At 73.5% G+C, this 24,394-nt stretch carries 19 protein-coding genes and 1 pseudogene; 11 read left to right on the top strand and 9 right to left on the bottom strand.

The window, feature by feature from the left end:
• Positions 1-560: 560 nt before the first annotated feature.
• Positions 561-1,256 (bottom strand): annotated as a pseudogene (locus ACFV7Q_RS22680) (IclR family transcriptional regulator C-terminal domain-containing protein); the annotation flags it as partial.
• Between the two features lie 998 nt (positions 1,257-2,254).
• Complete coding sequence (locus ACFV7Q_RS22675) at positions 2,255-2,848, bottom strand: sigma-70 family RNA polymerase sigma factor (protein ID WP_385430980.1); 594 nt, start codon at positions 2,846-2,848, stop codon at positions 2,255-2,257.
• Between the two features lie 455 nt (positions 2,849-3,303).
• Here ACFV7Q_RS22675 and metG point away from each other — a divergent pair, with 455 nt between their 5' ends.
• A complete protein-coding gene (metG, locus tag ACFV7Q_RS22670; protein WP_385430978.1) occupies positions 3,304-5,019 on the top strand; it encodes a methionine--tRNA ligase in 1,716 nt (571 codons plus the stop codon).
• 150 nt (positions 5,020-5,169) lie between these two features.
• Here metG and ACFV7Q_RS22665 read toward each other — a convergent pair whose 3' ends face one another.
• Positions 5,170-6,522 carry a M20/M25/M40 family metallo-hydrolase gene (locus ACFV7Q_RS22665; protein ID WP_385430977.1) on the bottom strand — a complete coding sequence of 451 codons (1,353 nt, stop codon included), beginning with the start codon at positions 6,520-6,522 and terminating at the stop codon, positions 5,170-5,172.
• Between the two features lie 304 nt (positions 6,523-6,826).
• Here ACFV7Q_RS22665 and ACFV7Q_RS22660 point away from each other — a divergent pair, with 304 nt between their 5' ends.
• Together ACFV7Q_RS22660 and ACFV7Q_RS22655 are read left to right on the top strand one after the other, a co-directional pair.
• Positions 6,827-7,465, top strand: a complete 639-nt coding sequence (locus tag ACFV7Q_RS22660; RefSeq protein ID WP_385430975.1) for a hypothetical protein — start codon at positions 6,827-6,829, stop codon at positions 7,463-7,465.
• 47 nt (positions 7,466-7,512) lie between these two features.
• Positions 7,513-8,292, top strand: coding sequence for a hypothetical protein (locus tag ACFV7Q_RS22655; RefSeq protein WP_385430973.1), 780 nt, complete (start codon positions 7,513-7,515; stop codon positions 8,290-8,292).
• A gap of 17 nt (positions 8,293-8,309) precedes the next feature.
• Here the strand turns inward: ACFV7Q_RS22655 and ACFV7Q_RS22650 are convergent, their stop codons facing one another.
• From ACFV7Q_RS22650 to ACFV7Q_RS22640, 3 genes are all read right to left on the bottom strand, one after another.
• Complete coding sequence (locus ACFV7Q_RS22650) at positions 8,310-9,497, bottom strand: MAB_1171c family putative transporter (protein WP_385430971.1); 1,188 nt, start codon at positions 9,495-9,497, stop codon at positions 8,310-8,312.
• A complete protein-coding gene (locus ACFV7Q_RS22645) occupies positions 9,494-10,051 on the bottom strand; it encodes a toxin-antitoxin system, toxin component (RefSeq protein WP_385430969.1) in 558 nt (185 codons plus the stop codon). The genes ACFV7Q_RS22650 and ACFV7Q_RS22645 overlap by 4 nt, the downstream gene beginning before the upstream one ends.
• Positions 10,052-10,139: 88 nt before the next feature.
• Positions 10,140-10,808, bottom strand: a complete 669-nt coding sequence (locus ACFV7Q_RS22640; protein WP_385430967.1) for a helix-turn-helix domain-containing protein — start codon at positions 10,806-10,808, stop codon at positions 10,140-10,142.
• 218 nt (positions 10,809-11,026) lie between these two features.
• Between ACFV7Q_RS22640 and ACFV7Q_RS22635 the strand changes: the two genes are divergently transcribed.
• The 3 genes from ACFV7Q_RS22635 (at position 11,027) to ACFV7Q_RS22625 (ending at position 15,736) form a co-directional block, all read left to right on the top strand.
• Positions 11,027-12,013 (top strand): helix-turn-helix domain-containing protein, encoded by a 987-nt coding sequence (locus tag ACFV7Q_RS22635; protein ID WP_385430966.1) that lies wholly within the window; start codon positions 11,027-11,029, stop codon positions 12,011-12,013.
• 180 nt (positions 12,014-12,193) lie between these two features.
• Positions 12,194-13,588 carry a 6-phospho-beta-glucosidase gene (locus ACFV7Q_RS22630; RefSeq protein WP_385430964.1) on the top strand — a complete coding sequence of 465 codons (1,395 nt, stop codon included), beginning with the start codon at positions 12,194-12,196 and terminating at the stop codon, positions 13,586-13,588.
• A 36-nt stretch (positions 13,589-13,624) separates the two neighbouring features.
• The gene (locus tag ACFV7Q_RS22625) at positions 13,625-15,736 is read left to right on the top strand and encodes an MDR family MFS transporter (protein ID WP_385430963.1); all 2,112 of its coding nucleotides are present in this window, start codon (positions 13,625-13,627) and stop codon (positions 15,734-15,736) included.
• Between the two features lie 379 nt (positions 15,737-16,115).
• Here ACFV7Q_RS22625 and ACFV7Q_RS22620 read toward each other — a convergent pair whose 3' ends face one another.
• Entirely contained in the window at positions 16,116-16,730 is a 615-nt protein-coding gene (locus ACFV7Q_RS22620) for an NUDIX hydrolase (RefSeq protein WP_385430961.1), read from the bottom strand.
• 167 nt (positions 16,731-16,897) lie between these two features.
• Here ACFV7Q_RS22620 and ACFV7Q_RS22615 point away from each other — a divergent pair, with 167 nt between their 5' ends.
• Together ACFV7Q_RS22615 and ACFV7Q_RS22610 are read left to right on the top strand one after the other, a co-directional pair.
• Positions 16,898-17,893 carry an NAD(P)/FAD-dependent oxidoreductase gene (locus tag ACFV7Q_RS22615; protein WP_385430959.1) on the top strand — a complete coding sequence of 332 codons (996 nt, stop codon included), beginning with the start codon at positions 16,898-16,900 and terminating at the stop codon, positions 17,891-17,893.
• A gap of 212 nt (positions 17,894-18,105) precedes the next feature.
• A complete protein-coding gene (locus ACFV7Q_RS22610) occupies positions 18,106-19,533 on the top strand; it encodes an NAD(P)/FAD-dependent oxidoreductase (RefSeq protein ID WP_385430957.1) in 1,428 nt (475 codons plus the stop codon).
• 104 nt (positions 19,534-19,637) lie between these two features.
• Here ACFV7Q_RS22610 and ACFV7Q_RS22605 read toward each other — a convergent pair whose 3' ends face one another.
• Positions 19,638-20,720, bottom strand: coding sequence for an ATP-dependent DNA ligase (locus tag ACFV7Q_RS22605; protein WP_385430956.1), 1,083 nt, complete (start codon positions 20,718-20,720; stop codon positions 19,638-19,640).
• 75 nt (positions 20,721-20,795) lie between these two features.
• Between ACFV7Q_RS22605 and ligD the strand changes: the two genes are divergently transcribed.
• The 3 genes from ligD to ACFV7Q_RS22590 all read left to right on the top strand — a co-directional run bounded on the left by ligD (position 20,796) and on the right by ACFV7Q_RS22590 (position 23,060).
• On the top strand, positions 20,796-21,815 hold the full coding sequence (ligD, locus tag ACFV7Q_RS22600) for a non-homologous end-joining DNA ligase (protein ID WP_385430954.1): 1,020 nt from the start codon (positions 20,796-20,798) through the stop codon (positions 21,813-21,815).
• A 130-nt stretch (positions 21,816-21,945) separates the two neighbouring features.
• Positions 21,946-22,740, top strand: a complete 795-nt coding sequence (locus tag ACFV7Q_RS22595; RefSeq protein WP_385430953.1) for a VOC family protein — start codon at positions 21,946-21,948, stop codon at positions 22,738-22,740.
• Between the two features lie 56 nt (positions 22,741-22,796).
• Complete coding sequence (locus ACFV7Q_RS22590) at positions 22,797-23,060, top strand: WhiB family transcriptional regulator (RefSeq protein ID WP_385430951.1); 264 nt, start codon at positions 22,797-22,799, stop codon at positions 23,058-23,060.
• Positions 23,061-23,145: 85 nt separating this feature from the next.
• Here ACFV7Q_RS22590 and ACFV7Q_RS22585 read toward each other — a convergent pair whose 3' ends face one another.
• Complete coding sequence (locus ACFV7Q_RS22585; protein ID WP_385430949.1) at positions 23,146-24,117, bottom strand: acyl-ACP desaturase; 972 nt, start codon at positions 24,115-24,117, stop codon at positions 23,146-23,148.
• Positions 24,118-24,394: the final 277 nt, after the last annotated feature.

The following is a 24,394-nucleotide window of genomic DNA, read 5'->3' as shown; positions in this document are numbered from 1 at the left end:
GTGCCGGGGCGTCCTGCCGTGCCGGGGCGAAACCGCCGCAGGGGATCACCGCCGCCGGCCCGGCGCCGTGGCCCTCAGGTGCCGAGGACGACGAGCCCGTCATGGGCCCGGAGGCTGCCCGGGGTGAGGGGGGCGAGGGTGCGGGGCAGCGCGAGGCGGGGCGGGCCGGGGTCGTCGGGGGCCGCCTCGAAGAGGTACGCCGCCTCCGACGCGCTGTCGCTGACGAGGTGCGGGCCGGCCGCCGAGGCCGTGGACCGGGCCAGCGGCGTGCGGAAGAGGCTGCGCAGATGGCGCAGGGTCTCCGCGGTGACCGTGGTGACGGCGGGGACCGCGGCGACTGCGGGGGCCACCGGGACGGCGCCCGGCGCGGGTCGGGCCGCCTCGGGCGGTGCGCTGCCGGGCCCGGCAGCGCCGGACCGCCCGGAGGCCCCCGTCCCCGAGGGGGCCCCGGGCGCCGCCGCGGCACCGGCCGCGGCACCGGCACCGGCGGACGCGTCGGCCGGAACCGTCGGGTCCGCCGGTGCCGGGGCTCCGGGTGCGTCCGGCGGGATCGCGCCCGCCAGGAGCAGGGCCAGCAAGACCGGAACGGCCTTGCGGCGCAGTGCCTCGGTCGCCCCGTGCAGCCGGTGTGCGTGGGCCGTGGGCAGGGACAGCGCGAGACTGCCCGCGGCGCCGCCCGCGGCGATGGGCACGGCGGCGCACACCACGCCGGGGGAGTACTCGCGCAGGTCGAACACCGGTGCACCCGGAGCCACCGCGTCCAGGGCGGAGAACAGCACCCGGCTGTCGGTGATCGTCCGGGCCGTGAACCGCGCGGGCCGGTGCCGGGTGACGTGGTCGCGGCGCAGGTCGGGGCCGAGCTGGGTGAGCAGGCACTTGCCGACCGCGCTGGCGTGCGCGGCGTCCCGGAAGTCCACCCACTCCTGCACCGGCGGGGCCCCGGGACCGTCGGCCATCTGCGTGATCCGGACCTCGCCGTCGGCGTACCGGCTGAGGTACACGGCGGCCCCGGCGCTGTCCCGCGCGAGTGCCAGGGTCCGCTGGAGCTGCCCGGCCAGCCCGCCGCCGGGGACGGCGAGCCGGTCCAGGGCGGGCCCGCGCGCGTACACGCCCGCGCCGGGCCGGTACGCGTACTCCTCCTCGCACAGCATCGCCAGCACCGGCCGGAGCTCCTCCTCGGCCAGTGCGGATTCCCGGGCCAGCTGGCCGGCCCGCACCCCGAGCGGGTGCTTCTCCAGGACCCGTACGACGGCCAGTGCGCGGAGGGCCTCGGCAAGGGCCTCGCCGGAGCCGCCTGCCGGCGCCCGGCCGCCCCGGCGGCCGCGGTCGCCGCCGTGCGTGCCCCCGCGGTCCGCCCGCCGCTGACCGGGAACCCGGGGCGGGCCGGCACCGGCTGTCCCCGGGCCGGCGAGGTCTCCCGCCGGCCCTGACCCCGACCCCGCACCCGGCCCCGGCGTGCCCCCCGCCCCCGACCCCGCCCCCGACCCCGCCCCCGACCCCGACCCGGGGACCGGGACCGGGTCCGCGGCGGCATCCGCGACGGTCGGCGTCGGCAGCGGCGGCCGGAACCCGGCGAGCACCGCCGGCAGCCCCGGCTTCGGCAGCGGCACCGCGCCCAGGTCGGGATCGTCGCGCTGGTCGACGTACCGCAGCACGGCCGCCTGCGCGCACAGCCGCACCTCGCGCAGGTCCCGGCGCCCGCCCGGGCGGTAGCCGCGCGCGCCCAGCTCGTGCGCCCAGACCCGGGCGTCGTGGTGCTCACCGCGCCGGGAGTGGTCGAGGAAGAGGCAGTAGGCGGCCGGTGCGGTGCAGGAGCGCCCCGAGCCGGCGGCGTACTGCCACCAGAACCGGGCCCCCTCGCGCAGCCCGGCCAGGTGCAGCAGGCAGCCGAAGACGACCGCGCCCGCCAGGTCGGTGTGCGCGCTCGCGAGGAAGGCGGCGAGCTGCGCCTCCGCCCCCGGAGCGCACACGACGGCGAGGCAGACGGCCTTCAGGTCCCGCCGGGCCCGTTCGGAGTCGAGCGGGCAGTCCCGCGCGGGGTCGCTCCACACGTAGGCCCGGCGGCGGGCGGTGGCCGTGGCCGTCGCCGCGGCCGTGGCGCCCTTGCGGCGGGCGGTGCGCAGCAGCCGTGCCTCGGCCGCGCCCAGGTCGTAGTGCGGGTACCGGTCGCGGACGCCCGCCCGGGCCAGGAACTCGTCCAGGGAGCGGCGGGCGGCGGCGTCGCGGCCGGGCTCCTCGTCGTCCTCGCGCCGCCTCATGATTCGGCGGAGGTGTCGAGCAGGCGGGCGAGCCGCCGGTGCGCCTGGCCGAGCTGCGAGCGGACGGTGGCCTCGTCGACGCCCATCACGGCGGCGGCCTCCCCGGGGGTGCACTGGAGTCCGTAGCGCAGCAGCACGGCGTCCCGCTGGCGCTCGGCGAGCCGGGACACGGCGGAGTAGAAGCGGATCGTGTCGGTGAGGACCTCGTACCGGTCGGCGGTGGCCTCCTTGAGGGCGGCTTCGAAGGCGCTGATGTCCGTGGGGTCGGGCCCGGTGCCGCGCTGCCGCTGCCGGTCGACCAGGCGTTGCTTGAGGAGGGTCCAGGCATAGGCGTCGAGCCGGTCCATGTGGAGCATGCGCAGCCACTCGTCCATGATCGAGTCGAAGGTCGCGTCCACGGCGTCCTCGGCGGCCGCGTCGGAGCCCAGCTGCAGATACGCGAAGCGCATGTAAGAGGGCCTCCGATTGGTGTGGAAGGCCCAGTAGGACAGGCGTGCCGTCGGGTTCCACTGGCTCATCGGCGTCGGCCGTCGCCGTCGGCTGGGCAGCCCCACCGCCCCGCCGGACTCCTCAGGTCCGCCATCGCTCACCGCTCCACCTCACCTCATCCCCTGTGCGCGGCAAGACTGACAGCGCGGGCGTGCACGCGGGGCGCAGAAGGACGAAGGTGGAGGATTACGTTCGGTGATGATCGACGGGTGACAGACTTCGACCACGCGCCACCGCAGCCGGTACGTACGCATATGCCCCGGCCATAGGGCCGGACCAGCGCTCCGCCACGACTACGCCAGGCCGCGCCAGGGTCGCGCCAGGGCCGCGCCACGGCCCGGCCGGAGCCGGGGCCCGGTCCCGGCCGATCGCGTCCCGGCTGTAGCATGAACCGTGGCGAGGGCCGTGACGCAGAGGTCGCATCCCTCGCTTTTGCGTTACGTCCACCCGGCAAAATGCGGGCGCGCGGCCATTCGACGGTTCGATACGATGACCTCATCACAATCCGTCACGGCTCGAACGCTGCAACCGCATACATGAAATGGAGCATCCGAGGATGGCTCGACACCTGATCACCAGCGCGCTTCCCTACATCAACGGGATCAAGCACCTGGGCAACATGGTCGGGTCGATGCTTCCGGCGGATGTGTACTCCCGGTACCTCCGCCAGCGCGGCCACGACGTCCTCTACATCTGCGCCACCGACGAGCACGGCACCCCCGCCGAGCTCGCCGCCAAGGAAGCCGGCCTGTCCGTCTCCGACTTCTGCGCGCAGGCCCACGACGCCCAGAAGGCGGTCTACGACGGCTTCGAGCTGTCCTTCGACTACTTCGGCCGCAGCTCCTCGGTGCAGAACCGGGAGATCACCCAGCACTTCGCGCGCCAGCTGCAGAAGAACGGCTTCATCGAGGAGCGGGCGATCCGGCAGGTCTACTCGCCGGTCGACGGCCGCTTCCTGCCGGACCGCTACGTCGAGGGCACCTGCCCGCACTGCGGCTACGACAAGGCCCGCGGCGACCAGTGCGAGAACTGCACCCGCGTCCTGGACCCGACCGACCTGATCGACCCGCGCTCGGCGATCTCCGGCTCCACCGACCTGGAGGTCCGCGAGACCAAGCACCTCTTCCTCCTGCAGTCCAAGCTGCAGCACGAGGTGGAGGCCTGGGTCGCGCAGCACGAGGCGGAGTGGCCGCAGCTGGCGTCCTCCATCGCCCGCAAGTGGCTGACCGAGGGCCTGCACGACCGCGCGATCACCCGCGACCTCGACTGGGGCGTCCCCGTCCCGGCCGACACCTGGCCCGACCTGGCCGCCGAGGGCAAGGTCTTCTACGTCTGGTTCGACGCGCCCGTGGAGTACATCGGCGCGACGAAGGAATGGTCGGACCTCGACCCGGCGGCCCGTGACTGGAAGTCCTGGTGGTTCGAGGCCGAGGACGTCCGGTACACGCAGTTCATGGCGAAGGACAACGTCCCGTTCCACACGGTGATGTTCCCGGCCACCGAGCTCGGCGTGCGCGAGCCCTGGAAGTTGGTCGACTACGTCAAGGCCTTCAACTGGCTGACGTACTACGGCGGCAAGTTCTCCACCTCGCAGAAGCGCGGCGTCTTCACCGACCAGGCGCTGGAGATCCTCCCGGCCGACTACTGGCGCTACTTCCTCATCGCCAACGCGCCCGAGTCCGACGACTCGTCCTTCACGTGGGAGCACTTCACCGCCACGGTCAACAAGGACCTCGCCGACACCCTCGGCAACTTCGTCAACCGCGTGCTGTCCTTCTCGCGCAAGCGCTTCGGCGACGACGTGCCGGCGGGCAACGAGGCCGGCGAGGCCGAGGCCCGGCTCGGCGAGCAGATCGCGGAGCTCCTCGCGGAGTACGAGGGCCACATGGACACCCTCCAGTTCCGCAAGGCCGCGGCAGCGCTGCGCGCCCTGTGGTCGGCCGGCAACTCCTACCTGGAGGAGAAGGCCCCGTGGCTGGAGATCAAGACCGACCCGGAGGGCGCGGCGCTCACCCTGCGCACCGCGATGAACCTCATCCACCTCTATTCGGTGGTTTCCGAGCCGTTCATCCCGGCCTCGGCGCGCGCCATGCGCTCGGCGTTCCAGCTCGCCGACGACACGGCCGCCTGGGTCTCCCCGGAGCAGGCGAAGGCCCTGGACGCTGTCCCGGCGGGCACGCCGTTCACCGTGCCGCCGGTGCTCTTCGCGAAGATCAGCGAGGAGGACCTGGAGTCCTACCGCGAGCGCTTCGGCGGCGCCGAGGCGGGCTGACGGGCCGCCGCACGACGGCCTGACGGCAGGACACGCCAGCGCGACGGCCGGCAGGACCGGGCGAGGGGCGCGACCCGTTGACGGGTCGCGCCCCTCGCACACGCAGGGGCCCCTGGCCGGCGCACGGACGTCGTACCGCGCGGGCGGCCGTCACCGGGGCGCTGCCGCGCGGTAGTCCGCCGCGTACTCCCGGACGAAGGCGGCCAGCGCCACCACCGTGTTGCGCAGCTCCGACAGCAGCACCCGCTCGTTGGGGCCGTGCTGGTTGCACAGGCTGTCCTCCGCCCCGAACAGCAGCACCTCGGCCTGCGGGGCGGCCCGCGCGAGACCGTTCACCAGCGGGATCGAGGCGCCCGAAGCCACGTACGAGACCGGGGTTCCCCAGGCTTCCTCCAGGGCGGTGAGCGCCGCCCGGTACGCGGGCCCGCCCGTCCGCGCCTCGAAGCCGGGGCCGGTGCCGCCCGGGGTGACCGTGAGCGGCACGCCGAACGGGCGCTGCGCGAGCAGGTGCCGGGCCAGGGCGTCCAGGGCGTCGTGCGGATCCTGAAGCGGGTGGAAGCGCAGGTTCAGCCTGGCTCGGGCGTACGGGACCACGGCCGAGGCGGCGTGGTCCACGGCGGGCGCGTCCAGCCCGATGACGGTGACGGCAGGGCCGCTCCACAGCCGTTCGCCGAGCGTGCCGCTGCCCAGCAGCGGCACGTCGTCGTGGACCGCGGCCAGATCGCGGAACTCCTCCTCGGAGAACGCGGCCCCCGGCCACGGATCGCGCCGCAGACCCGGCACCACCACATCGCCGTGCGCGTCGTGCAGGCTCGCCAGCGCGTGCAGCAGCACGAGCAGCGCGTCGGGCGCGGCGCCGCCGAACTCCCCGCTGTGCCGCGGTTCGGCGAGGGTGCGCACCTCCACCGTGAGCTCCGCGGCCCCGCGCAGGCCCGTGGTCAGGGTCGGGGTGCCGGGCCGCAGGTTGCCGAGGTCGGCGATGACCATCGCATCGCAGGCGAACCGTTCGGGATCGGTCGGCGGGTACGCGTCGACCGCGCTGCCGTACTCCTCCTGGCCCTCGATCACCACCTTGAGACCGACCGGGGGCCGGCCCCCGTACAGGCGGACCATGCCCACCTGGGCCATCACGTTCGACTTGTCGTCGGCGACGCCCCGGGCCCGCAGGCCGCCGGGCACGGGGGTGGGTTCGAACGGCGGCGAGAGCCACAGTCGGGGGTCCCCGGCGGGCTGCACGTCGTAGTGACCGTAGAGCAGGACGGTCGGGGCGTCGGGCTCCGGCGGCGGGATCTCGCCCCAGACGACGGGCGCGGTGTCCGGGAGGTCGATCCGCTCCACCACCGGGACGCCCGCGTCGCGCAGCAGATCGGCGACGAAGTCGTGCGCCTGGAGCACGGGCTCCTTCGGATGGCCGGGGAAGGCGACGGACGGGATCGCCGTGAGCCGTTCCAGATCGGCTCGCAGACCGTCCATCAGGGCGTCGGCCTTCGCTTCGAGGTCCACCCGCCACCGTCCCTTTCCGCCGGCCCCGCGTCGGCCGCGGGTGCGCTCCTCACGATCGTGGGGCGGGGCGGCGGAGGGCGACGGCAGGTGCTGCGCCGGACGGGTGAACCGGGCGGGCGGGCGCCGCCCGCGTCGCACGGTCGTTCCCGGGGGATGGGGCTCCTGGTCACCGGCCCGGTGGTCCCGATGGGCTGAATCCGGGCCCCGTCGGGCATCTCGTCGCGGTTGCAGCGTGTCGTGAGGGTGCCGTGATCGTTTCTTCAGCCGGAATCCTCACTTCTGCTGCGGAACGAAAGGACGCGCGGTGGCCGCTTGGCAGTACTTCGCGGGGGCGGGCCTGGTGGCGGTGTTCTGCCCGCTGCACGGCCAGGTGGCGGTCGCCGACGACGGCGGCGGTAGCGGGGCGCGGGCGGCCGAGGCCCGGGTCGACGCGTGCGTGCCCGAGCGGCCTCCGCGGGCCCCGTCCGCCCAGTCGCCGGCGGCCCGGCCTCCCGCTGGCCGGCCGCCCGCCCTCCGACCGTCCGCCGCCCGGCCGCCGGTCGTTCCGCCCCCCGCGGTCCGGCCCCCGGAGGTTCGGCCTCCTGAGCCCCCGGGGGGTCGGGTCCCGCTTGCGGTGTCCGGTGTGGCCGGCGTGGTCCGGCCGACCGTGCACCACCCCGGGCGGGGCCCGGCGCCGGCCGCCGTTCCGGAGCCGCTCGCGGGCGGGCCCCCCACCGTCGCGCCGGTCGCGTCTCCGGCCGCGAAGGCCCTGCCTGCGGAGCCTCCGGCAGCCGCGCCGGATACCGCGCGCGTCACCGCCTTCCACGTCCGCCCGTACCGCTCCCGGGCCCTGGACCGGCGGGAGCCGGGCGGCCTGTCCACCGTGATGCTCATGGCCGTCGTCACCACCCCGGCCGTGCTCGCCGCGGCGGCACTGCGCCCGCGGTCGAAGAGCCGCACCTGACCCTTGACCGATCCACCGACGACCGACCGACCACCGGGAGAACCCTCGTGTCCGAATGGCTGATCCTGGCCATCGCCATGGTGCTCGTCTGCGCCTCCGTCTTCGCCTGTACGGTCATCCGGCACCGCCGGGTCGCCCCCGACGAGGACACCAGCGAAACCCCCGACGTCATCGAGTACATGACGATGATGGTGGGCGTGGTCTACGCGATCGTGCTCGGCCTGGCGATCGCCGGCGTCTGGGAGGCCCGCGGTTCCGCCGAGGACAGCGTGCGGCGCGAGGCGCAGGCCCTGTACGAGGTCAGCCAGCGCGCCGACGTCTACCCGGCCGCCGTCCGCGACCGGATCCGGGGCGAGGTGGACGCGTACGTCGCCCACACCGTCTCCGTGGACTGGCCGCGGCTGACCTCGGGAGAGCCGGCCAGCCCGGAGGGCGCCGTGCTGCTCGCGAAGCTGCGCAGCGACGTCACCCACCAGAGCCCGGCCACCGAGCTGCAGGCGCAGGCCTACCAGCCGTTGCTGGACCACATCGCGGCCGCGGACGACGCCCGCCACTCACGTGTGCAGAGCGACGAGTCCACCCTGCCGAGCGTGGTCTGGTTCGGGCTGCTGACGGGCGGTGTGGTGACGGTCGGCCTCATCTTCACGCTCCAGATCCGCCGCTCCGGCCGCGAGCTGCTGCTGGCGGGCCTGTTCAGCGCGCTGATCGTGTTCCTGTTGTTCATGGTCCGGAGCTTCGACGCGCCGTACGGTCGCGAGGGGATCGATTCCGCGGGCCCCTTCGAGGACCTGTTCCCGAAGGCGGCCCTGGCGGCGGCCGTACGCTGACCCGGGCGCCCGGTCGGTCAGCAGACCGCCCCGGCCGCCCCCTGCCGCCGTGCGCTCGCGACCACCGGCGAATACCGCAGGGCCTGGGAGACCCGGACGAGGTCCCGCGGGCCGGGCGTGGCCCGGGCGGCACCGTCCGCGCCCTCCTCGCCGTCGATGGCGGCCCCCTCCGGGTCCGCGGCGCGGGCCCGGACGGCTGCGGCGACCATGGCCGCCTCGCCGACCGCGCGGGCGGTCTCCTCGTCCGATCCGCCGGCGAGGGCGAGCCCGTACGCCCGCTCCCGCTGCCGTTCGTCGAAGTACGGGCCCAGGTGCAGGAACGCGTCGTGGATGTCCGACTCGCGCTGGATCATGCGCAGCTCGGGCGGTGACCACCAGGACATCTTCACGCACGGGGTGCCGGTGGGGGCGCACGGCTGCACCTCGTCCCACAGCGGCCCGAGCCGACGGTAGGTCGTCCACGTCTGCCAGTGGTCGGACAGCCGCTGGCAGACCAGGGGGACGACGAAGCCGATGGCGCTGATCAGTGCGCCGAGGGAGGCGAGCGGTGGGGCGACGTACGTGCTCAGGTCGTCGAGGTCGTGGCCCGTCCAGCGGGCGATGACCGCGGTGATCTTGGTCGCGTCGTAGCTGAGGTTGAGGACGTAGCCCGCCACGATGATCATCAGGCCGGTCCGCAGCCAGCCGCGTACCTGGAGGGACCAGCGCCAGCACATGGCGACCATCACGACGGCCGCCACCAGGTGCGCCGTCAGGTAGAGGGCGATCATCTCCCGGACGTAGGGCTCGTTCGCGTAGTACGTGTCGAAGTCGCGCAGCCGCTCGACGGGTGCGTCGCCCATCGCGAAGAGCACGACGAGCACCACCACGACCCCGCAGTAGCCGACGATCCACCGGCGCGACGTGCGCCGGGTCACCTCGGCGGGGCCGCCGCGCCAGTTCACGATCAGCACCAGGCAGGCGGCGCTGAACAGGGTGATCAGGCAGTACACCAGCGGGGCGGAGGCATTGGTGACCCCGGTCAGGTCGTTGACCGCCACGATGGTGGGAGGGGCGGCGAAGGCGAACACCGATCCGGCCAGGACCAGCAGGGAGCACACTGCGCGCAGCAGCGGGTCGCGCCAGTTGTTGCGCAGCGCCGGCAGTTTGAAGGCGAGGGCGATGCCCAGCGCGGCTGCCGGGATGTAGTAGTCCTGGCCGTTCAATGGTCGTTCCTGTGCCCCCGGTATCCGAGCGAGGCCTCGATGCGCCCCGCCAACTGGTCCCGCTGTGCGGGCGCACGGTGACTCGCCGACCCGGCGAGCCAGGTCCGGCACCGACTGCCCAGCAGTAAGCCGAAGGTTTCGGCCTCGGTCTCCTCGCGGATGTCGGCGCGGGTGCGCGCCGCCACGCGCCGTACGGTCTCGCCGAGGTCGGCCTCGTCGGACAGCAGGCGGGCCGCGACGGCGGCTCCGTCGACGTGGTGGCTGCAGTGGCCGGCCTTCATGTGCCACAGTTCGTGACCGAGGATCACCAGCTGGTGGTCCGGTGCCGTGCGCTCCTCGATGACCACCAGGTCCCGGTCGGCCATGTCGAGCCACAGGCCGCTGGCCGTGCCGGGCGGGAACGCGGCCATCCGGAAGTCCACGCGGCGGCCGCGGATCCTGCTCATGCCCTCGCAGAGGGCGGCGTAGAGGTCCACGGGTTCCACGGGCGCGGTCAGCTGGAGGCCGGCCACCAGCTCGCCGCACAACCGGCGCTGCTCTCTGCCTATGCTCACCGTTCTCCCCGTCGGCGTGGATCCGGATCAGTACTCAAGGTTCAGACAGACCCAGGATCAGACTGACTGACTGTCGACCGGGCCGGGATCAGGACTCGTGCGGTTTGACGCTCTCGAGGAGCATGTCCAGCCACTCGGCGACCTTGTCGCGGTGCTTGTCGCTGGGCAGCTGCGCGGCACGCCAGGCGATGCCCCGCACTCCGTGGTTCTGGAGCAGTCTCGCCAAGGGGTCGCCCGCCGAGGACGCCGGGGCGGGCACGGTCTCGCGCGTACGGCCCGCGTAGTCCTGGAGCAGCTGCTGCTCGGTGCGCAGCAGCGCGTCGGTCAGGGCGTCCGCGTCGTGCGCCGTGAGGAACCCCGCGTGGACGCCGAAGAAGCGCTGGATCGCGTCGCAGTGCTCCATGGTGGGCCGCCGGTCGCCGTTGATCAGCGCGCCGGCCTGCTGCCGGGACATCCCGGCGCCGTCGGCGATCTCCTGCTGGGTGTAGCGGCGCCCGTTGGGCTTCAGCCTCGTACGGCGGAGCAGGTCGAGCCGCTGGAGGAAACGCGTCTGCAGACAGGGCTCCCCGGCCGGCCTGCCGTCCATCAGGCTCCGCACCACGTCCATGGGCACGCCGGAGGCCTCGGAGAGGCGGCGCAGGTCGAAGACCTTGCTAGGGTCGCGGCCCATCTTGCCCGCGAGTTCTGCGACGCGCGTGACGGTGGCTGCCAGGGACGGGTTGGCCACCGCGACGGGAGCCGGGAAGCCGTCTGTCACCAGTGGTTCTCCTAGATCGCGGCGAGTCGGTTCGGGCACATGGTCGGCTTTTGGAATCTAGCCGTTCTCCCGCCGCAGGGCCAGAAGTTGCCACAGCTGTGGCGGGAATGAGCTGTCAAGAGGCTGGAATTGCCACGATAGTTGACACTCGAATGACGTCGGTAGCAGGATCGCCAGAGGAAATTGAAGATCCAGACCGTGAGGAGGGGGAGCTCTCGGTGCTACATCTCGCAGCGGTGGGCCCGTCCGATGGCCTCGCCCGAGCCGGTGAGGAGCGCCTGGCGGGCGAGGAGTCCGCGCGCGGCGCAGTGCGGTCGGAGCGACGCAAGGAGATTTTGCGCCAGCGCCGCGAGGAACTGGGCCTGAGCCAGGAAGACCTCGCCGCACGGTTGCGCATCAGCGTTCGCGCGTACGGGAACTGGGAACGCGGGCTGGTCAAGGAATGGACCGACCGCAAGCTGCTCGCACTGGCCGAGGCCCTGGAAATGAGCGAGCGGCAGTGTTTCTGGCTCTTCCGCATCATGGTCGACCGGGATCCGCCGCCCACTTGGCGGGCGTCCGAGGAGAACCGGTTGCCCGACGACCCCGCACAGCGCGACTACCTGTGCGACTACGCGGCCCTCATGGAGGTCGTGCCCTATCCCAGTTTCCTCGTGGACCACCGCTGGGACGTCGCGCTCACCAACTCGGCGTTCGACAAGCTCTTCCAGTCGGTGCGCCCCCACCCGACCGCCCTCCCGGACGACAACTTCCTGCGCTTCGTGCTGTTCCACCCGGACGCGGCCGCCGTTCTGGAGGACCACGAGCCGGCTTGGTGCGTACCGCTGCTGGCCCAGTTCGCGGCGGCCCTGGAAGCCGCCCCGGAGGACGAGGGTTTGCGCAGCATCCGCCAGGAAGTGGCCCGCGATCCCTTCATGGAGGCGGCCTACCGGTACGGCGTACCGCACTGGCTGGCCACCCACGGGGCCGGGGCCGCGGAGCGTGACGGCGCAGTGCGGACCGTACGCCACTGGGATCCGCAGTGGGGGCTCGTACGGTGCCGGCTGGTGGCCGAATCCAGCCGCATGCTCGACGCCATGGGGCTCACCCGGATCACCATGGTCCTCTCGACGCCCCAGGGCGCCGCGGCCGGACCCGCCCGCGGCGGCGCCGTGCCGCACGGGCAGGGGCCGCGGCTGCGCGCCGTGCCGGCACTGGAGGACTGACCGGCCGTCTGCCGGCCGACCTGCAGGCCGGCCACCAGCCGTTCGGTCGATCGGCAGGCCGGCGGGCAGACGGACGGCCGGGGCCGGCAGGGGACACTGGAGCCCTCATTCGTGTGCCTCCACCCGAATGTCGCGGATCGTGGCATCCGGGCGGCGGTACTGGTCGAAGGGCGGTAGGGCGTGCGGCTGACGATCCTCGGCGGGGGCGGGTTCCGGGTACCGCTCGTCTACGGAGCACTGCTCGGAGACCACGCCGAAGGCCGGGTGTCCCACGTGACGCTGTACGACGAGGACCCGGCGCGGCTGACCGCCGTCTTCCGGGTCCTGGCCGACCAGGCGGCCGCGGCCGCGGCAACCGCGCGCCGCGCGGCTTCCCGCCCGGGCGCGCTCCCCGCCCCGTCCGTGTCCACCACCACCGACCTGCACGAGGCCCTGCGCGGAGCCGATTTCGTCTTCTCCGCCATCCGTGTCGGCGGCCTGGACGGGCGCGCCGCGGACGAGCGGGTCGCCCTGGCCGAGGGCGTGCTCGGCCAGGAGACCGTCGGCGCCGGCGGGATCGCGTACGGCCTGCGGACCGTGCCGGTGGCACGGGAGATCGCCCGCGCCGTCGCCCGTCTCGCCCCCGACGCCTGGGTCATCAACTTCACCAATCCGGCCGGGCTGGTCACCGAGGCCATGGCCGAGGTGCTCGGCGACCGGGTGATCGGCATCTGCGACTCCCCGGTGGGCCTCGGCCGACGCGTCGCCCGCGTACTCGGCGCCCGTCCGCAGGACGCCTGGATCGACTACGTCGGCCTCAACCACCTCGGCTGGCTGCGCGGCCTGCACATCGGTGGCCGCGACGAGCTGCCCCGGCTGCTGGCCGACACGGCGGCGCTGCGGTCGTTCGAGGAGGGGCGGCTCTTCGGCCCCGACTGGCTCCGCTCGCTCGGGGCGGTCCCCAACGAGTACCTGCACTACTACTACTTCAACCGCGACACCGTACGGGCGTACCAGGAGGCGGAGCAGACCCGCGGGGCCTTCCTGCGCGACCAGCAGCGCGGCTTCTACGCCGAAGCCGGCCGGGACGCGCTGCCGCCCGGGGCGGCACTGGCCGCCTGGGACCGGACCCGGGCCGAGCGGGAGGCCACGTACATGGCCGAGAACCGCCAGGCGGCCGGCGCCGGCGCCCGCGACGACGATGACCTGGAGTCCGGCTCCGGGGGCTACGAGGAGGTCGCGCTCGCGCTGATGCGGGCCATCGCCCGCGACGAGCGGACCACGCTCATCCTGAACGTGCGCAACCGTTCGACGCTGTCCGTCCTCGACGGCGAAGCGGTGATCGAGGTCCCCTGCCTGGTCGACGCCAACGGCGCCCACCCCGTGGCCGTCGACCCCCTGCCACTGCACGCCGTCGGGCTGGTCACCTCCGTCAAGGCCGTCGAACGCGCGGTCCTGGCGGCCGCGGCCGGCGGCTCCCGGTCGGAGGCGGTCAAGGCCTTCGCGCTGCACCCCCTGGTCGACTCGGTGGGCGTCGCCCGGCGGCTCCTCGACGCGTACGCGGCCGCCCACCCCGGCCTCGACTACCTGCGCTGATCCCGCAGCCGGGTCCCCCGTACGGACCCGTGCCGCATGCGGCACGGCGGGGCCGCTGTGAGAGTGCGAGATGTGACCACAGCCCCCGCCGCCCGGGCCGCCGGTGACGCGGCGGTGCCCCCGGTGCTCGACCGGCGCCGGCGCAACGTCGTCTTCGGCACGATCATGCTGGGCGTGCTGCTCGCGGCACTCGACCAGACGATCGTCGGCACCGCCCTGCCCACGATCGTGGCGGACCTCGGCGGCGGCGACCACATGTCGTGGGTGGTGACCTCCTACCTGCTCGCCGAGACCGTCGTGGCGGTCCTCGTCGGCAAGTTCGGCGACCTCTTCGGCCGGAAACTGGTCTTCCAGGTATCGGCGGTCGTCTTCATCACCGGCTCGTTCCTGTGCGGCCTGGCGAGCAACATGACCCTGCTCATCGTGTGGCGGGGGATGCAGGGCGCCGGCGCCGGCGGCCTCATGGTCACCGCCATGGCCCTGATCGCCGACGTGATCCCGCTGCGGGAACGCGGCAAGTACCAGGGAGCCATCGGTGCAGTCTTCGGCGTCGCCACCGTCGTCGGGCCGCTGCTCGGTGGCCTGTTCACCGACCACCTCAGCTGGCGCTGGGCCTTCTACGTCAATGTGCCGATCGCCGTCCTGGTGGTGGTCGCGGCGGCCCGCACGATCCCCTCCGTACGGTCTTCCGGACGGCCGGCCATCGACTACGTCGGCATCGCGCTGGTGGCGGTCGGCTCCAGCGCCCTGATCCTCGCCACCAGTTGGGGCGGCAACGAGTACGCCTGGAGCTCGGGCGTCATCATCGGCCTCTTCGCGGCCGGGGCGGTGGCCCTGGCACTGTTCTGCCGGGCGGAGACGCGGGCGGCGGAGCCGATGCTGCCGATGCGGCTCTTCCACAACCCCGTCTTCACGGTGTGCTCGGTGCTCAGCTTCGTCGTCGGCTTCGCGATGCTCGGCGCGATGACCTTCCTGCCGACGTACCTCCAGTACGTGGACGGGGATTCGGCCACGGTATCGGGCGTGCGGACGCTGCCCCTGGTCTTCGGCCTGCTGCTCGCCTCCGTCTTCAGTGGCAACGTCACCAGCAGGACCGGTCGCTACCGCGTCTTCCCGATCGTCGGCTGCCTGGCCATGGGCATCGGCCTGTTCCTGCTGTCGCTGATGGGGCCGGGCACCTCCGCCTGGCTGGAATCGCTGTACATGTTCGTCCTGGGTGCGGGGATCGGCCTGAGCATGCAGGTGCTCACGATCGCCGTGCAGAACACCGTGGAGTACGCCGATCTCGGCACCGCCACGTCCGGTGTCACGTTCTTCCGTACGCTCGGCGGCTCCTTCGGCACCGCGGTCTTCGGGACGATCTACGCCAACGGCCTCGGACCGAGGCTCGACAGGGCCGTCGCGGAGGCGGCCCGCGCCACGGGCGGCGACCCGGCGCAGATCGCCGAGGCCGCGCAGAGCCCCACGGGCGTGCACGGCCTCCCCCCGGAGGCGGCCGTGCCGGTCGTCGACGCGTACGCGGGCGCGCTCCACACCGTCTTCCTGTGGACGGTGCCGGTCGCGGTGCTCGGGCTCGTCGTCGCACTGTTCCTCAAGGAGGTGCGGCTGCGTGACAGCGCCCGCGCCGCCTCCACCGACATGGGCGAGGGCTTCGCCTCCCCGACCACCGCCTCGGGGGACTCGGCCAAGCTGCTGGAACTGGCCGTCGGGAAGCTCGTGCGCACCATGGGGCCGGAGACCGCCCGGGAGATCGTGGCCGGCTCGGACACCCGGCTGGACATCGCGGGCGCCTGGGCCGTGATGCAGGTCGAGCTGATGACCCGTACGGTCGGCCACGCAAGCCTCGGCCTGATGGCCTCGCGCCGGGCCGTGCCGCCGGAGGTCCTGCTGCCGGTCTTCGACCGGATGGTGGACGAGGGCTACCTCACCCGGGAGGGGCACTTCCTCTCCCTGACCGCGGCGGGGGAGCGGGAGGCCGCGGTCATCTCGAAGGCATGGGCCGGATGGCTGGGCGACCAGCTGGAGAAGGACCGCGGCCGCCCGAGCGGCGCGGAGCTGCGGGCCGCGGCGGACGCCATCGCCAAGCGGCTGCTCGCGGAGGACCTCCGCGAGGGCACGTTCGCCCAGCGGGCCGCGGCGGGGGTGTAGGCGCGGGGGCGCAGGGGGGCGGTGGGCGATCCCGGACCGGCCCGCACTGGCGCCGCCACCGTCCGCGGGTCGGTCCGCGGGACCCGACGCCTCCGCCCTTCCGGAGCATGCTGGCAGCCCGCGCGTCCGGAGGCGAGGCCGCCGTTCCGTCGGCCTGATCGGCACGTCCGTGGCCGGGGCCGTTCCCACCAGCGCCGCGGAACGCGAGGTGGCCCACCACGCCCGCCCGCCGGTTCCGCCCCCGCGGGCCGCGTGCCCCTGCCGGGACGGCCGCCCTCCCGTCCTGCCTCATGCCCGGGCGGCGGGGACCTGGATGCGGCGTGCTCCGGTTACCCACTACGGGCTGGTCCTGCTACGTCTGCTACGTCCCCTACGTCTGCTACGTCTGCTCGGGCTGCTCGGGCCGGGCGGTCGCCGTCGGGTAGTCGTACGGCGACACGGGCGGCAGGACCGGGGCCAGCTCGGGGCGCCAGGTGCGCAGCACCCCCGCCGAGGGCGCGAACAGGGCGTGCGGGATTTCGGCCGGGGTGAACCACTCCCAGCGGACGATCTTGTGCGGCTCGGTGACCTCGGGCATCCCCTCGGCAGAGGTGGTGACGGCCGCCGCGGTCAGGCGGGTGACCCCGGACTTCTCGTCAATCCGGACCGAGAGGATCTGGATGTCCCCGGCGGCCACGCGCATGCTCGTCTCCTCGGCCAGCTCCCGGGCCGCGGCCTGCTCGAAGCCCTCGCCGGGGTCCACCTTCCCGCCCGGCAGCTCCCACCGGCCGTCGTGCGCCTGGCCGAGGAGGACCCGGCCGGCGGAGTCGGCCACGACGAGCCCGACGCCGACCACGCCGTTGGCGCGGGGCACTGTCCGTTCGGGGCGCTCCGCCGTCGGCCCGGGGGTGGCGGCCGGAGGCCGCGCCGACGCGTCGGAGGGCCGGCCGGCGGGCGGCACGGGCGGTTCGGCAGGCGTCGGCGGCATGGGCGGCGTGGGCGGCTTGGGTGTCATCCGGCGGTTCCTCGTCCCTCTTAGCACGGCACGGCACGGCCGGCCGGTGGAACCGGCGCGCTCGTGCATCATCTTGCCGGTCGACGAGGGGATGTGGCGTGCTGTCGCGGGCGGCCCGGCCCCGTGCTCGTCGCACCGAACCCCTGCACGACCGTGAGGACGAGACGATGAACAACACTGCGGAAACGGAACGCACCTTCGACGTGGTCGTCGTCGGTGGCGGGACCGCCGGACTCGCCGGGGCGCTGACCCTCGCCCGGGCCCGCCGCTCCGTGCTGGTGCTCGACTCCGGTAGCCCCCGCAACGCCCCCGCCGCCCACCTCCACGGCTACCTCGGGCGGGACGGGGCCGCCCCGGCGAAGCTGCTGGCCGCGGGGCGGGCGGAGGTGGCCGCCTACGGCGGCCGGATCCGGTCCGGAGCCGCCGGTACGGCCCTGGCCGCGGACCGGGCGGCGGAGGGCGGCTTCCTCGTGCGGTGCGGCGACGGCTCGGCGGTCCGGGCGGGCCGGCTGCTGCTCGCCACCGGGCTGGTGGACGAGCTGCCGGAACTGCCGGGGCTGCGGGAGCGCTGGGGGCGGGACGTGCTGCACTGCCCGTACTGCCACGGCTGGGAGGTCCGCGACACACCCATTGCCGTACTGGCCACCGGCCCGCTCGCCGTCCTCCAGGCGCAGACGTGGCGGAACTGGAGCGACCGGGTCACCCTGCTCGCCCACACCCGGCAGTTCGCCGCCGGGGACCGGGAGCTCCTCGCGGCCCTGGGCGTCGCGGTGGTGGAGGGCGAGGTGGCCGGGCTCACCGTCGCCGGAGACGAGCTGGCGGGGGTGACCCTGGCGGGCGGCGGGTCCGTGGCGTGCCGGGCCCTCGTCGTCGCACCCCGCTTCACCGCCCGCGCCGGCGTGGCGGCGAGCCTGGGGCTGCCTTCGACCGCCGTCGAACGGGACGGCGTGGTGATCGGCAGCTGTCTGGAGGCGGACCCGGCCACCGGGGCCACCGCCCTGCGGGGCGTGTGGGCGGCCGGGAACCTCACCGACCCGCTGGACCAGCTCGCGGCGGCGGCCGCGGCCGGGGTGCGCGCGGCGGTGGCCGTGAACGCCGACCTGATCGAGGAGGAGACCCGGCTGGCCCTGGAGGCGTACCGGAGCCGCCGCGGCCGGGCGTGACGCCTCGGACTGGTGTGCGGGTTTCGGCCAGGGTCCCTCCGTGCAGGCTTCCGTGCGGGCCATGTGCGATCCGATGGGCATGCGGAACGCCGGTTGCGGCGTGGGGCCGGTCAGGCGCGGCGTGCGGCGTGCACGGTGCGGGTTGTGGGTTGCGGGTTGCGGGTTGCGGGGACAGGGCACGGGGACGGGGCACGGGGATCAGGGGGCGCGCAATGGCACATGTGGCGGTCATCGGCGGGGGAGTCGGCGGGCTCGCAACCGCACTGCTCACCACACGACACGGACACACCGTCGAACTCTTCGAACGGGACACCCGGGCCCCGGGCACCGCACTCGACCGGGACTTCTTCGGCTGGCACCGGCCCACCGTTCCGCAGGCCACACAGCCGCACGTCCTGCTCGGCGCCGCCCGCACGCTCCTGCGAGACGAACTTCCCGACGTGTACGCGGAGATGCTGCGGCTCGGCGCCCGCGAGCGCCACGAGCTCGACTGGTTCGACGTACGGCCACCCGCGCGGCCCGGTGACGAGGACCTGGTCATGCTCCAGGCCCGCCGCATCGTGTTGGAGAGCGCGCTGCTCACGGCCCTGCGCGCCGAGGTGGGGGCCGTACTGCGGCACGGGGAGCCGGTGACCGGGCTGACGACGGAACCGGGAGCGGGAGCGGGGGCGGGTGCGGGAGGGGCCGCGGCGGCGGGCCCGGTGCGCGTCACCGGAGTGGCCACGAGGGCCGGGACCTACGCGGCGGACCTCGTCGTCGACGCGGCCGGCCGCCGCGGCGGCACCGAACGCTGGCTGACAGCGGCGGGCTGCCGGCCCGCGGTCGTGGAACGGCACCGCACCGGCCTGGCGTACTTCTGCCGCTGGTACCGGCTCCCCGACGGGATGCAGGAGGGCCCGCGCCGCCCGTGGGCGGTGACCGGCGGCACCTTCGCCGGGTGCGCGGTGTTCCCGGCCGACAACCGCGTCTTCGCCGTGACCCTGATCGTCCACACCCGGGACTCCACCCGTTCGGCACTGCGCGATCCCGCCCTCTTCGAGAACGCCGCCCGCGCCTTCCCGCCCGGGGCTGCCTGGCTTGACCTGGGCGCCGATCCGTTGTCCGACGTACTGGCCACGGCGAGCCTGGACAACCGGTGGAGCGCGCTCGTCGACGAGCAGGGGCCGGTGGTGGCCGGGCTGGTGCCGATCGGCGATGCGATGACCCACACGAATCCGACGCTGGGCCAGGGCACCTCGCTGGCCCTGTGGGCGGCCCTCAGGGTGGCCCGTACGGCCGGGCGGGCACCGGGGTCGGCCCGGTACGCCGCGGAGCACCACGCATGGGCGGTCCGCACCCTCAAGCCGTGGTTCGACTTCCAGGTCGTCGCCGACGCGGCCATCGGGGAGCGGTTCGCGACGCGGGCCGCCCGGGCGGGAGCGGCACGGGAGACGGCCGCGCTGTTCGACTGCGCCCTGGATGATCCGGAGGTGATGCGGGCGCGGGCGCGGGTGCGGCACCTGGCCGAGCCGCCGGAGCGGGCGTACGCGGACCCGGAGATCCGGGCCCGGGTGGCGCGCTGGCTGGCGGCACGGCCCGCGTACGTGCCGAACGCGGTGGGTCCGGACCGGGCGGAGTGGGAGAAGCTGACGGCAGGCTGAGGCGGCAGGGACCGGGGCCGGGGCAGTGACCGTTGCCGGGGCCGGGGCCGGGGCCGGGGCCGGGTGCGGGTGCGGGTGCGGGTGCGGGGGCCGTGCGGCCGGGATCAGCCCGGGCCGGGGCTCGGCCGCATTCCCAGCACCTCGGCGAGGTCGTAGCCGACGACCTCCTCCAGCTGGGCGTACGTACAGCTCTCCGGCGTGCGGTCGGGCCGCCAGCGGCGGAACTGGGCGGTGTGCCGGAAGCGGTCGCCCTCCATGTGGTCGTACGCGACCTCGCAGACGCGTTCGGGGCGCAGCGGCACCCAGGACAGGTCCTTCTTGCCGGTCCAGCGGCTCTGCGCGCCGGGCAGGCGGGCGCTCTCGTGGGCGGACTCCTCGGCCCATGCCGCCCAGGGGTGCGCGCCGGCGTCCGCCATCCGCAGCGGCGCCAGCTCCTCGACCAGGTCGGCCCGGCGCTTCATCGGGAAGGCGGCGCACACGCCCACGTGCTGGAGGGCGCCGCGGTCGTCGTGGAGGCCCAGCAGCAATGATCCGACGATCGGACCGCTCTTGTGGAAACGGAATCCCGCGACGACGACGTCGGCCGTACGCTCGTGCTTGATCTTGAACATGAGACGGGCATCGGGCCGGTAGGGCAGATCGAGGGGTTTTGCGATCACCCCGTCGAGCCCGGCGCCCTCGAACCGATCGAACCATTCCTGCGCGAGCGCGCGGTCGGTGGTCGCGGGCGCGAGGTGGACGGGAGGACGAGCAGTGGACAGGGCATCGGACAGGGCGGTGCGGCGCTCGGCGAGCGGTGTGTCGAGGAGCGGCGCGTCGCCGAGTGCGAGCAGGTCGAAGGCGACGAAACTGGCGGGAGTCGTCCGGGCGAGGAGGTCGACGCGTGACTGCGCGGGGTGGATCCGCTCGGTCAGCCGGTCGAAGTCGAGCCGTCCGCCGTGGACGATCACGATCTCTCCGTCGACCACGCAGCGGACGGGCAGGTTGTCCTTGAGAGCGGTCACCAGCTCGGGAAAATACCGGGTCAGGGTCTTGCCGGTGCGGCTGCCGATCTCCATCTCGTCGCCGTCGCGGTGCACGATGGCGCGGAAGCCGTCCCATTTGGCCTCGTACTGCATACCCGGTGGGATCCGGGACACCGACTTGGCGAGCATCGGCTTCACGGGTGGCATCACGGGCAGATCCATGCCAACGATTCTGGGGTGATATGCACCGGTCCGCCCGGTATGCGCGTCGAGCCGGGCCCGCCTACCGTGGCGCACATGGGTGCATCCGGAAATGCGATCGAGCTGGACGCCGGCGGGCGCACGGTGCGGCTGTCCAATCCCGACAAGGTGTATTTCCCGGAGCGGGGCCTGACGAAGCTGGACGTGGCGCAGTACTACCTGGCCGTCGCAGACGGCATCACGCGCGCCCTGCGCGACCGGCCCACGACCCTGGAGCGCTACCCGGACGGGGTGGAGGGCGAGTCCTTCTTCCAGAAGCGCGCGCCGAAGACCATGCCCGACTGGATCCCCACCGCCCACATCTCCTTCCCCAGCGGGCGGTCGGCCGACGAGATGTGCCCCACCGAGCCGGCCGCCGTGCTGTGGGCCGCCAACCTGGGCTGCCTGACCTTCCACCCCTGGCCGGTGCGCCGTACGGACACCGACCGGCCCGACGAACTGCGCATCGACCTGGACCCCCAACCGGGCACCGACTACCACCACGCGGTGATCGCCGCGCACGAGCTGCGGGACCTCCTGGAAGACCTGGGACTGCGGGGCTGGCCGAAGACCTCGGGCGGGCGGGGCCTGCACGTCTTCGTGCCGATCGCACCCAACTGGACCTTCACCGAGGTCCGGCGGTGCGCGATCGCCATCGGCCGGGAACTGGAGCAGCGGATGCCGGGCCGCGTCACCACCGCCTGGTGGAAGGAAGAACGCGGCGAGCGGATCTTCGTGGACTACAACCAGACCGCCCGCGACCGCACGATCGCCTCCGCCTACTCCGTACGCCCCCGCGCGCAGGCCCCGGTATCGGCCCCGCTGCGCTGGGACGAGCTGGATTCCGCCGAGCCCCGCGACTTCGACATCACCACCATGCCCGCCCGCTTCGCCGAGCTCGGCGACCTGCATGCGGACATGGACGACCACGCCTTCACCCTGGACGCCGCACTGGAACTCGCCGACCGCCAGGAACAGGACCACGGCCTGGGCGACATGCCGTACCCGCCGGACTATCCGAAGATGCCGGGCGAACCGAAGCGCGTCCAGCCGAGCCGCGCCAAACGCAAGGAGTGACCGTACCGTCCGGGCGGGTCAGCCGGGCAGCACGGCCGGCGGGATGCTCCTGCGGGCCGGGCGACCCCGTCAGCGGCGGCTGTCAGTGCCGGATGCCATGCTCGAAATGAGGACGGAAGGAGTACCGGCCATGCTCACGACGGACTACAAGGACGGCGCCCCGAACTGGGTGGACCTCGGCACGCCGGACACCGAAGGTGCCGCAGCGTTCTACGCCGGACTGTTCGGCTGGGAGTACCGGCCGGGCGGTGAGGAGGTCGGCGGATACGGCATGTTCCGCCTCGACCACAAGATCGTCGCGGGCGGTACGGCCGTCACGGCGGAGCAGACGCCCCCGGGATGGACGGTGTACTTCCAGAGCTCCGACGCGGACGCCACCGCGGCCGCCGTCACACAGGCCGGCGGCACCGTGCGCTACGAGCCGGCGGACGTCCAGGACTACGGCCGGATGGCCGTCTTCGCGGACCCGGAGGGAGCGGCCTTCGCGACCTGGCAGCCCCACGGCAACACCGGCCTGGACGCGGTGCAGGAGGTCGGCACCCTGTGCTGGGCCGAACTGTGCACGGCCGACGTGGCCGCCGCGAAGGACTTCTACTGCTCCGTCTTCGGCTGGGAGATCGCCGAGATGGCCTTCGAGGGCGGCTCGTACAAGATGGCCAAGCCGGCCGGAAGCCCCGACAGGGAGGCCTTCGGCGGGCTGGTTCCCATCGCAGGAGACCCGGTCGAGGACTCCGGACGCCCGTACTGGACCCCGTACTTCGAGGTCGCCGACTGCGACGCCACGGCGGCCAGGGCCGAGGACACGGGCGGCGAGGTCCGGCTGGCCCCGGTCTCCATGGAGGGAGTCGGCCGCTTCGCAAAGCTGGCGGACCCCTACGGCGCCCGGTTCGCGGTCATAGCCAGCGCCCCGCCGCCCCCGATGTGACGGGTGTTGATCAGGCGTTGATCGGACGTCCATCGGCGGCCGTGAGGATTTCCCGCATGTCGATGAACATCACCGCCCCGTCCACCGCGACCGCCTCCGACCTCGGCACGGACTGGTACGAGGTCGCCCTGTGCGCCCAGACCGGCCCGGAGTTCTTTTTCCCGGAGCCGGGCTCCTCGCTGCGGGAGGCGAAGCGGCTGTGCGCCGCGTGCGAGGGGCGTGCGGGCTGCCTGGAGTACGCCCTCGCCAACGACGAGCGCTTCGGCGTCTGGGGCGGCCTCTCGGAGACCGAGCGCCTCGCCCTCCGCCAGCGCCGCTGACCCCGGCCCGCACCGGCGGGCCGGGGCGGGGGAAGCAACCGGCCAACAGGGCAACGCGTCAACGCGTCAACGGCCGAGACCCAGGTCAGCCCTTGCGGGCGGCCATGCGGGCCGCACGGGCGGCCAGGCGCTCGTCGAACTTGCGCGCCTCCGTGTCCAGGCCGTCCATGAACAGGCCCAGCTCCTCCTGGGCCTTCTGGCCTTCCGGACCGAGGCCGTCGATGCTCATGACCTTCAGGAAGCGCATGACGGGGCTCAGCACGTCGTCGTGGTGGATCCGCAGGTTGTAGACCCCGCCGATCGCCATCTGGGCGGCCATTCGCTCGAAGCCGGGCATGCCGTGCCCGGGCATCCGGAAGTTCACCACGACATCGCGCACGGCCTGCATCGTCAGGTCCGGGGCGATCTCGAAGGCGGCGCCCAGCAGGTTCCGGTAGAAGATCATGTGCAGGTTCTCGTCCTGCGCGATACGGGCCAGCATGCGGTCGCAGACCGGGTCACCGGACTGGTGGCCGGTGTTGCGGTGCGAGATCCGGGTCGCCAGCTCCTGGAAGGCGACGTACGCCACCGAGTGCAGCATCGAGTGCCGGTTGTCGGACTCGAAGCCCTCCGACATGTGCTGCATGCGGAAGTGCTCCAGCTTGTCCGGGTCCACCGCGCGCGAGGCCAGCAGGTAGTCGCGCATCACGATGCCGTGGCGGCCCTCCTCGGCGGTCCAGCGGTGCACCCAGGTGCCCCAGGCGCCGTTGCGGCCGAAGAGCGTGGCGATCTCGTGGTGGTAGCTGGGCAGGTTGTCCTCGGTCAGCAGGTTCACCACCAGCGCGATCTTGCCGATGTCGGTGACCTTGGACTGCTGCGGGTCCCACGCCTCGCCGTCCTCGAAGAACGCCGGGAAGTTGCGGCCGTCGCTCCACGGGACGTACTCGTGGGGCATCCAGTCCTTGGTGACCTTCAGGTGGCGGTTGAGCTCCTTCTCGACCACCTCTTCCAGCGCGTACAGCAGCTTGGCGTCCGTCCACGCCTGAGAGCTGCCGAGGTGGGGAGAGGTGATCGTCACGGGTGCTCCTGGGGACAAAGCGAATTACCTACGGTGCCGTAGCCTACGACGCCGTAGGTTAAGCGGACCGTGAGGGTGAGCCAAGCCCCCTGCGTTCATATGCCCGGTTACATCCCGTTATCTGCGCAGTTTGCGAGGCTGTGCGCGGCCGAGAGCGGGGCGAATGTCACGCCGGCAGGTGGTCCCGCGACGCCGCCTTGACGCCGCCGGTGCCGAAGCAGAGGCCGATGCCGATGTCCCGGTCGAAGTGGGCCGGCCCCGGCCCCCGGCTCCGGGG

The sequence above is a fragment of the Streptomyces sp. NPDC059851 genome, from assembly GCF_042732005.1.
In the GTDB taxonomy this organism is placed as follows: domain Bacteria; phylum Actinomycetota; class Actinomycetes; order Streptomycetales; family Streptomycetaceae; genus Streptomyces.
This window is presented reverse-complemented; position numbering and strand designations above follow the sequence as displayed.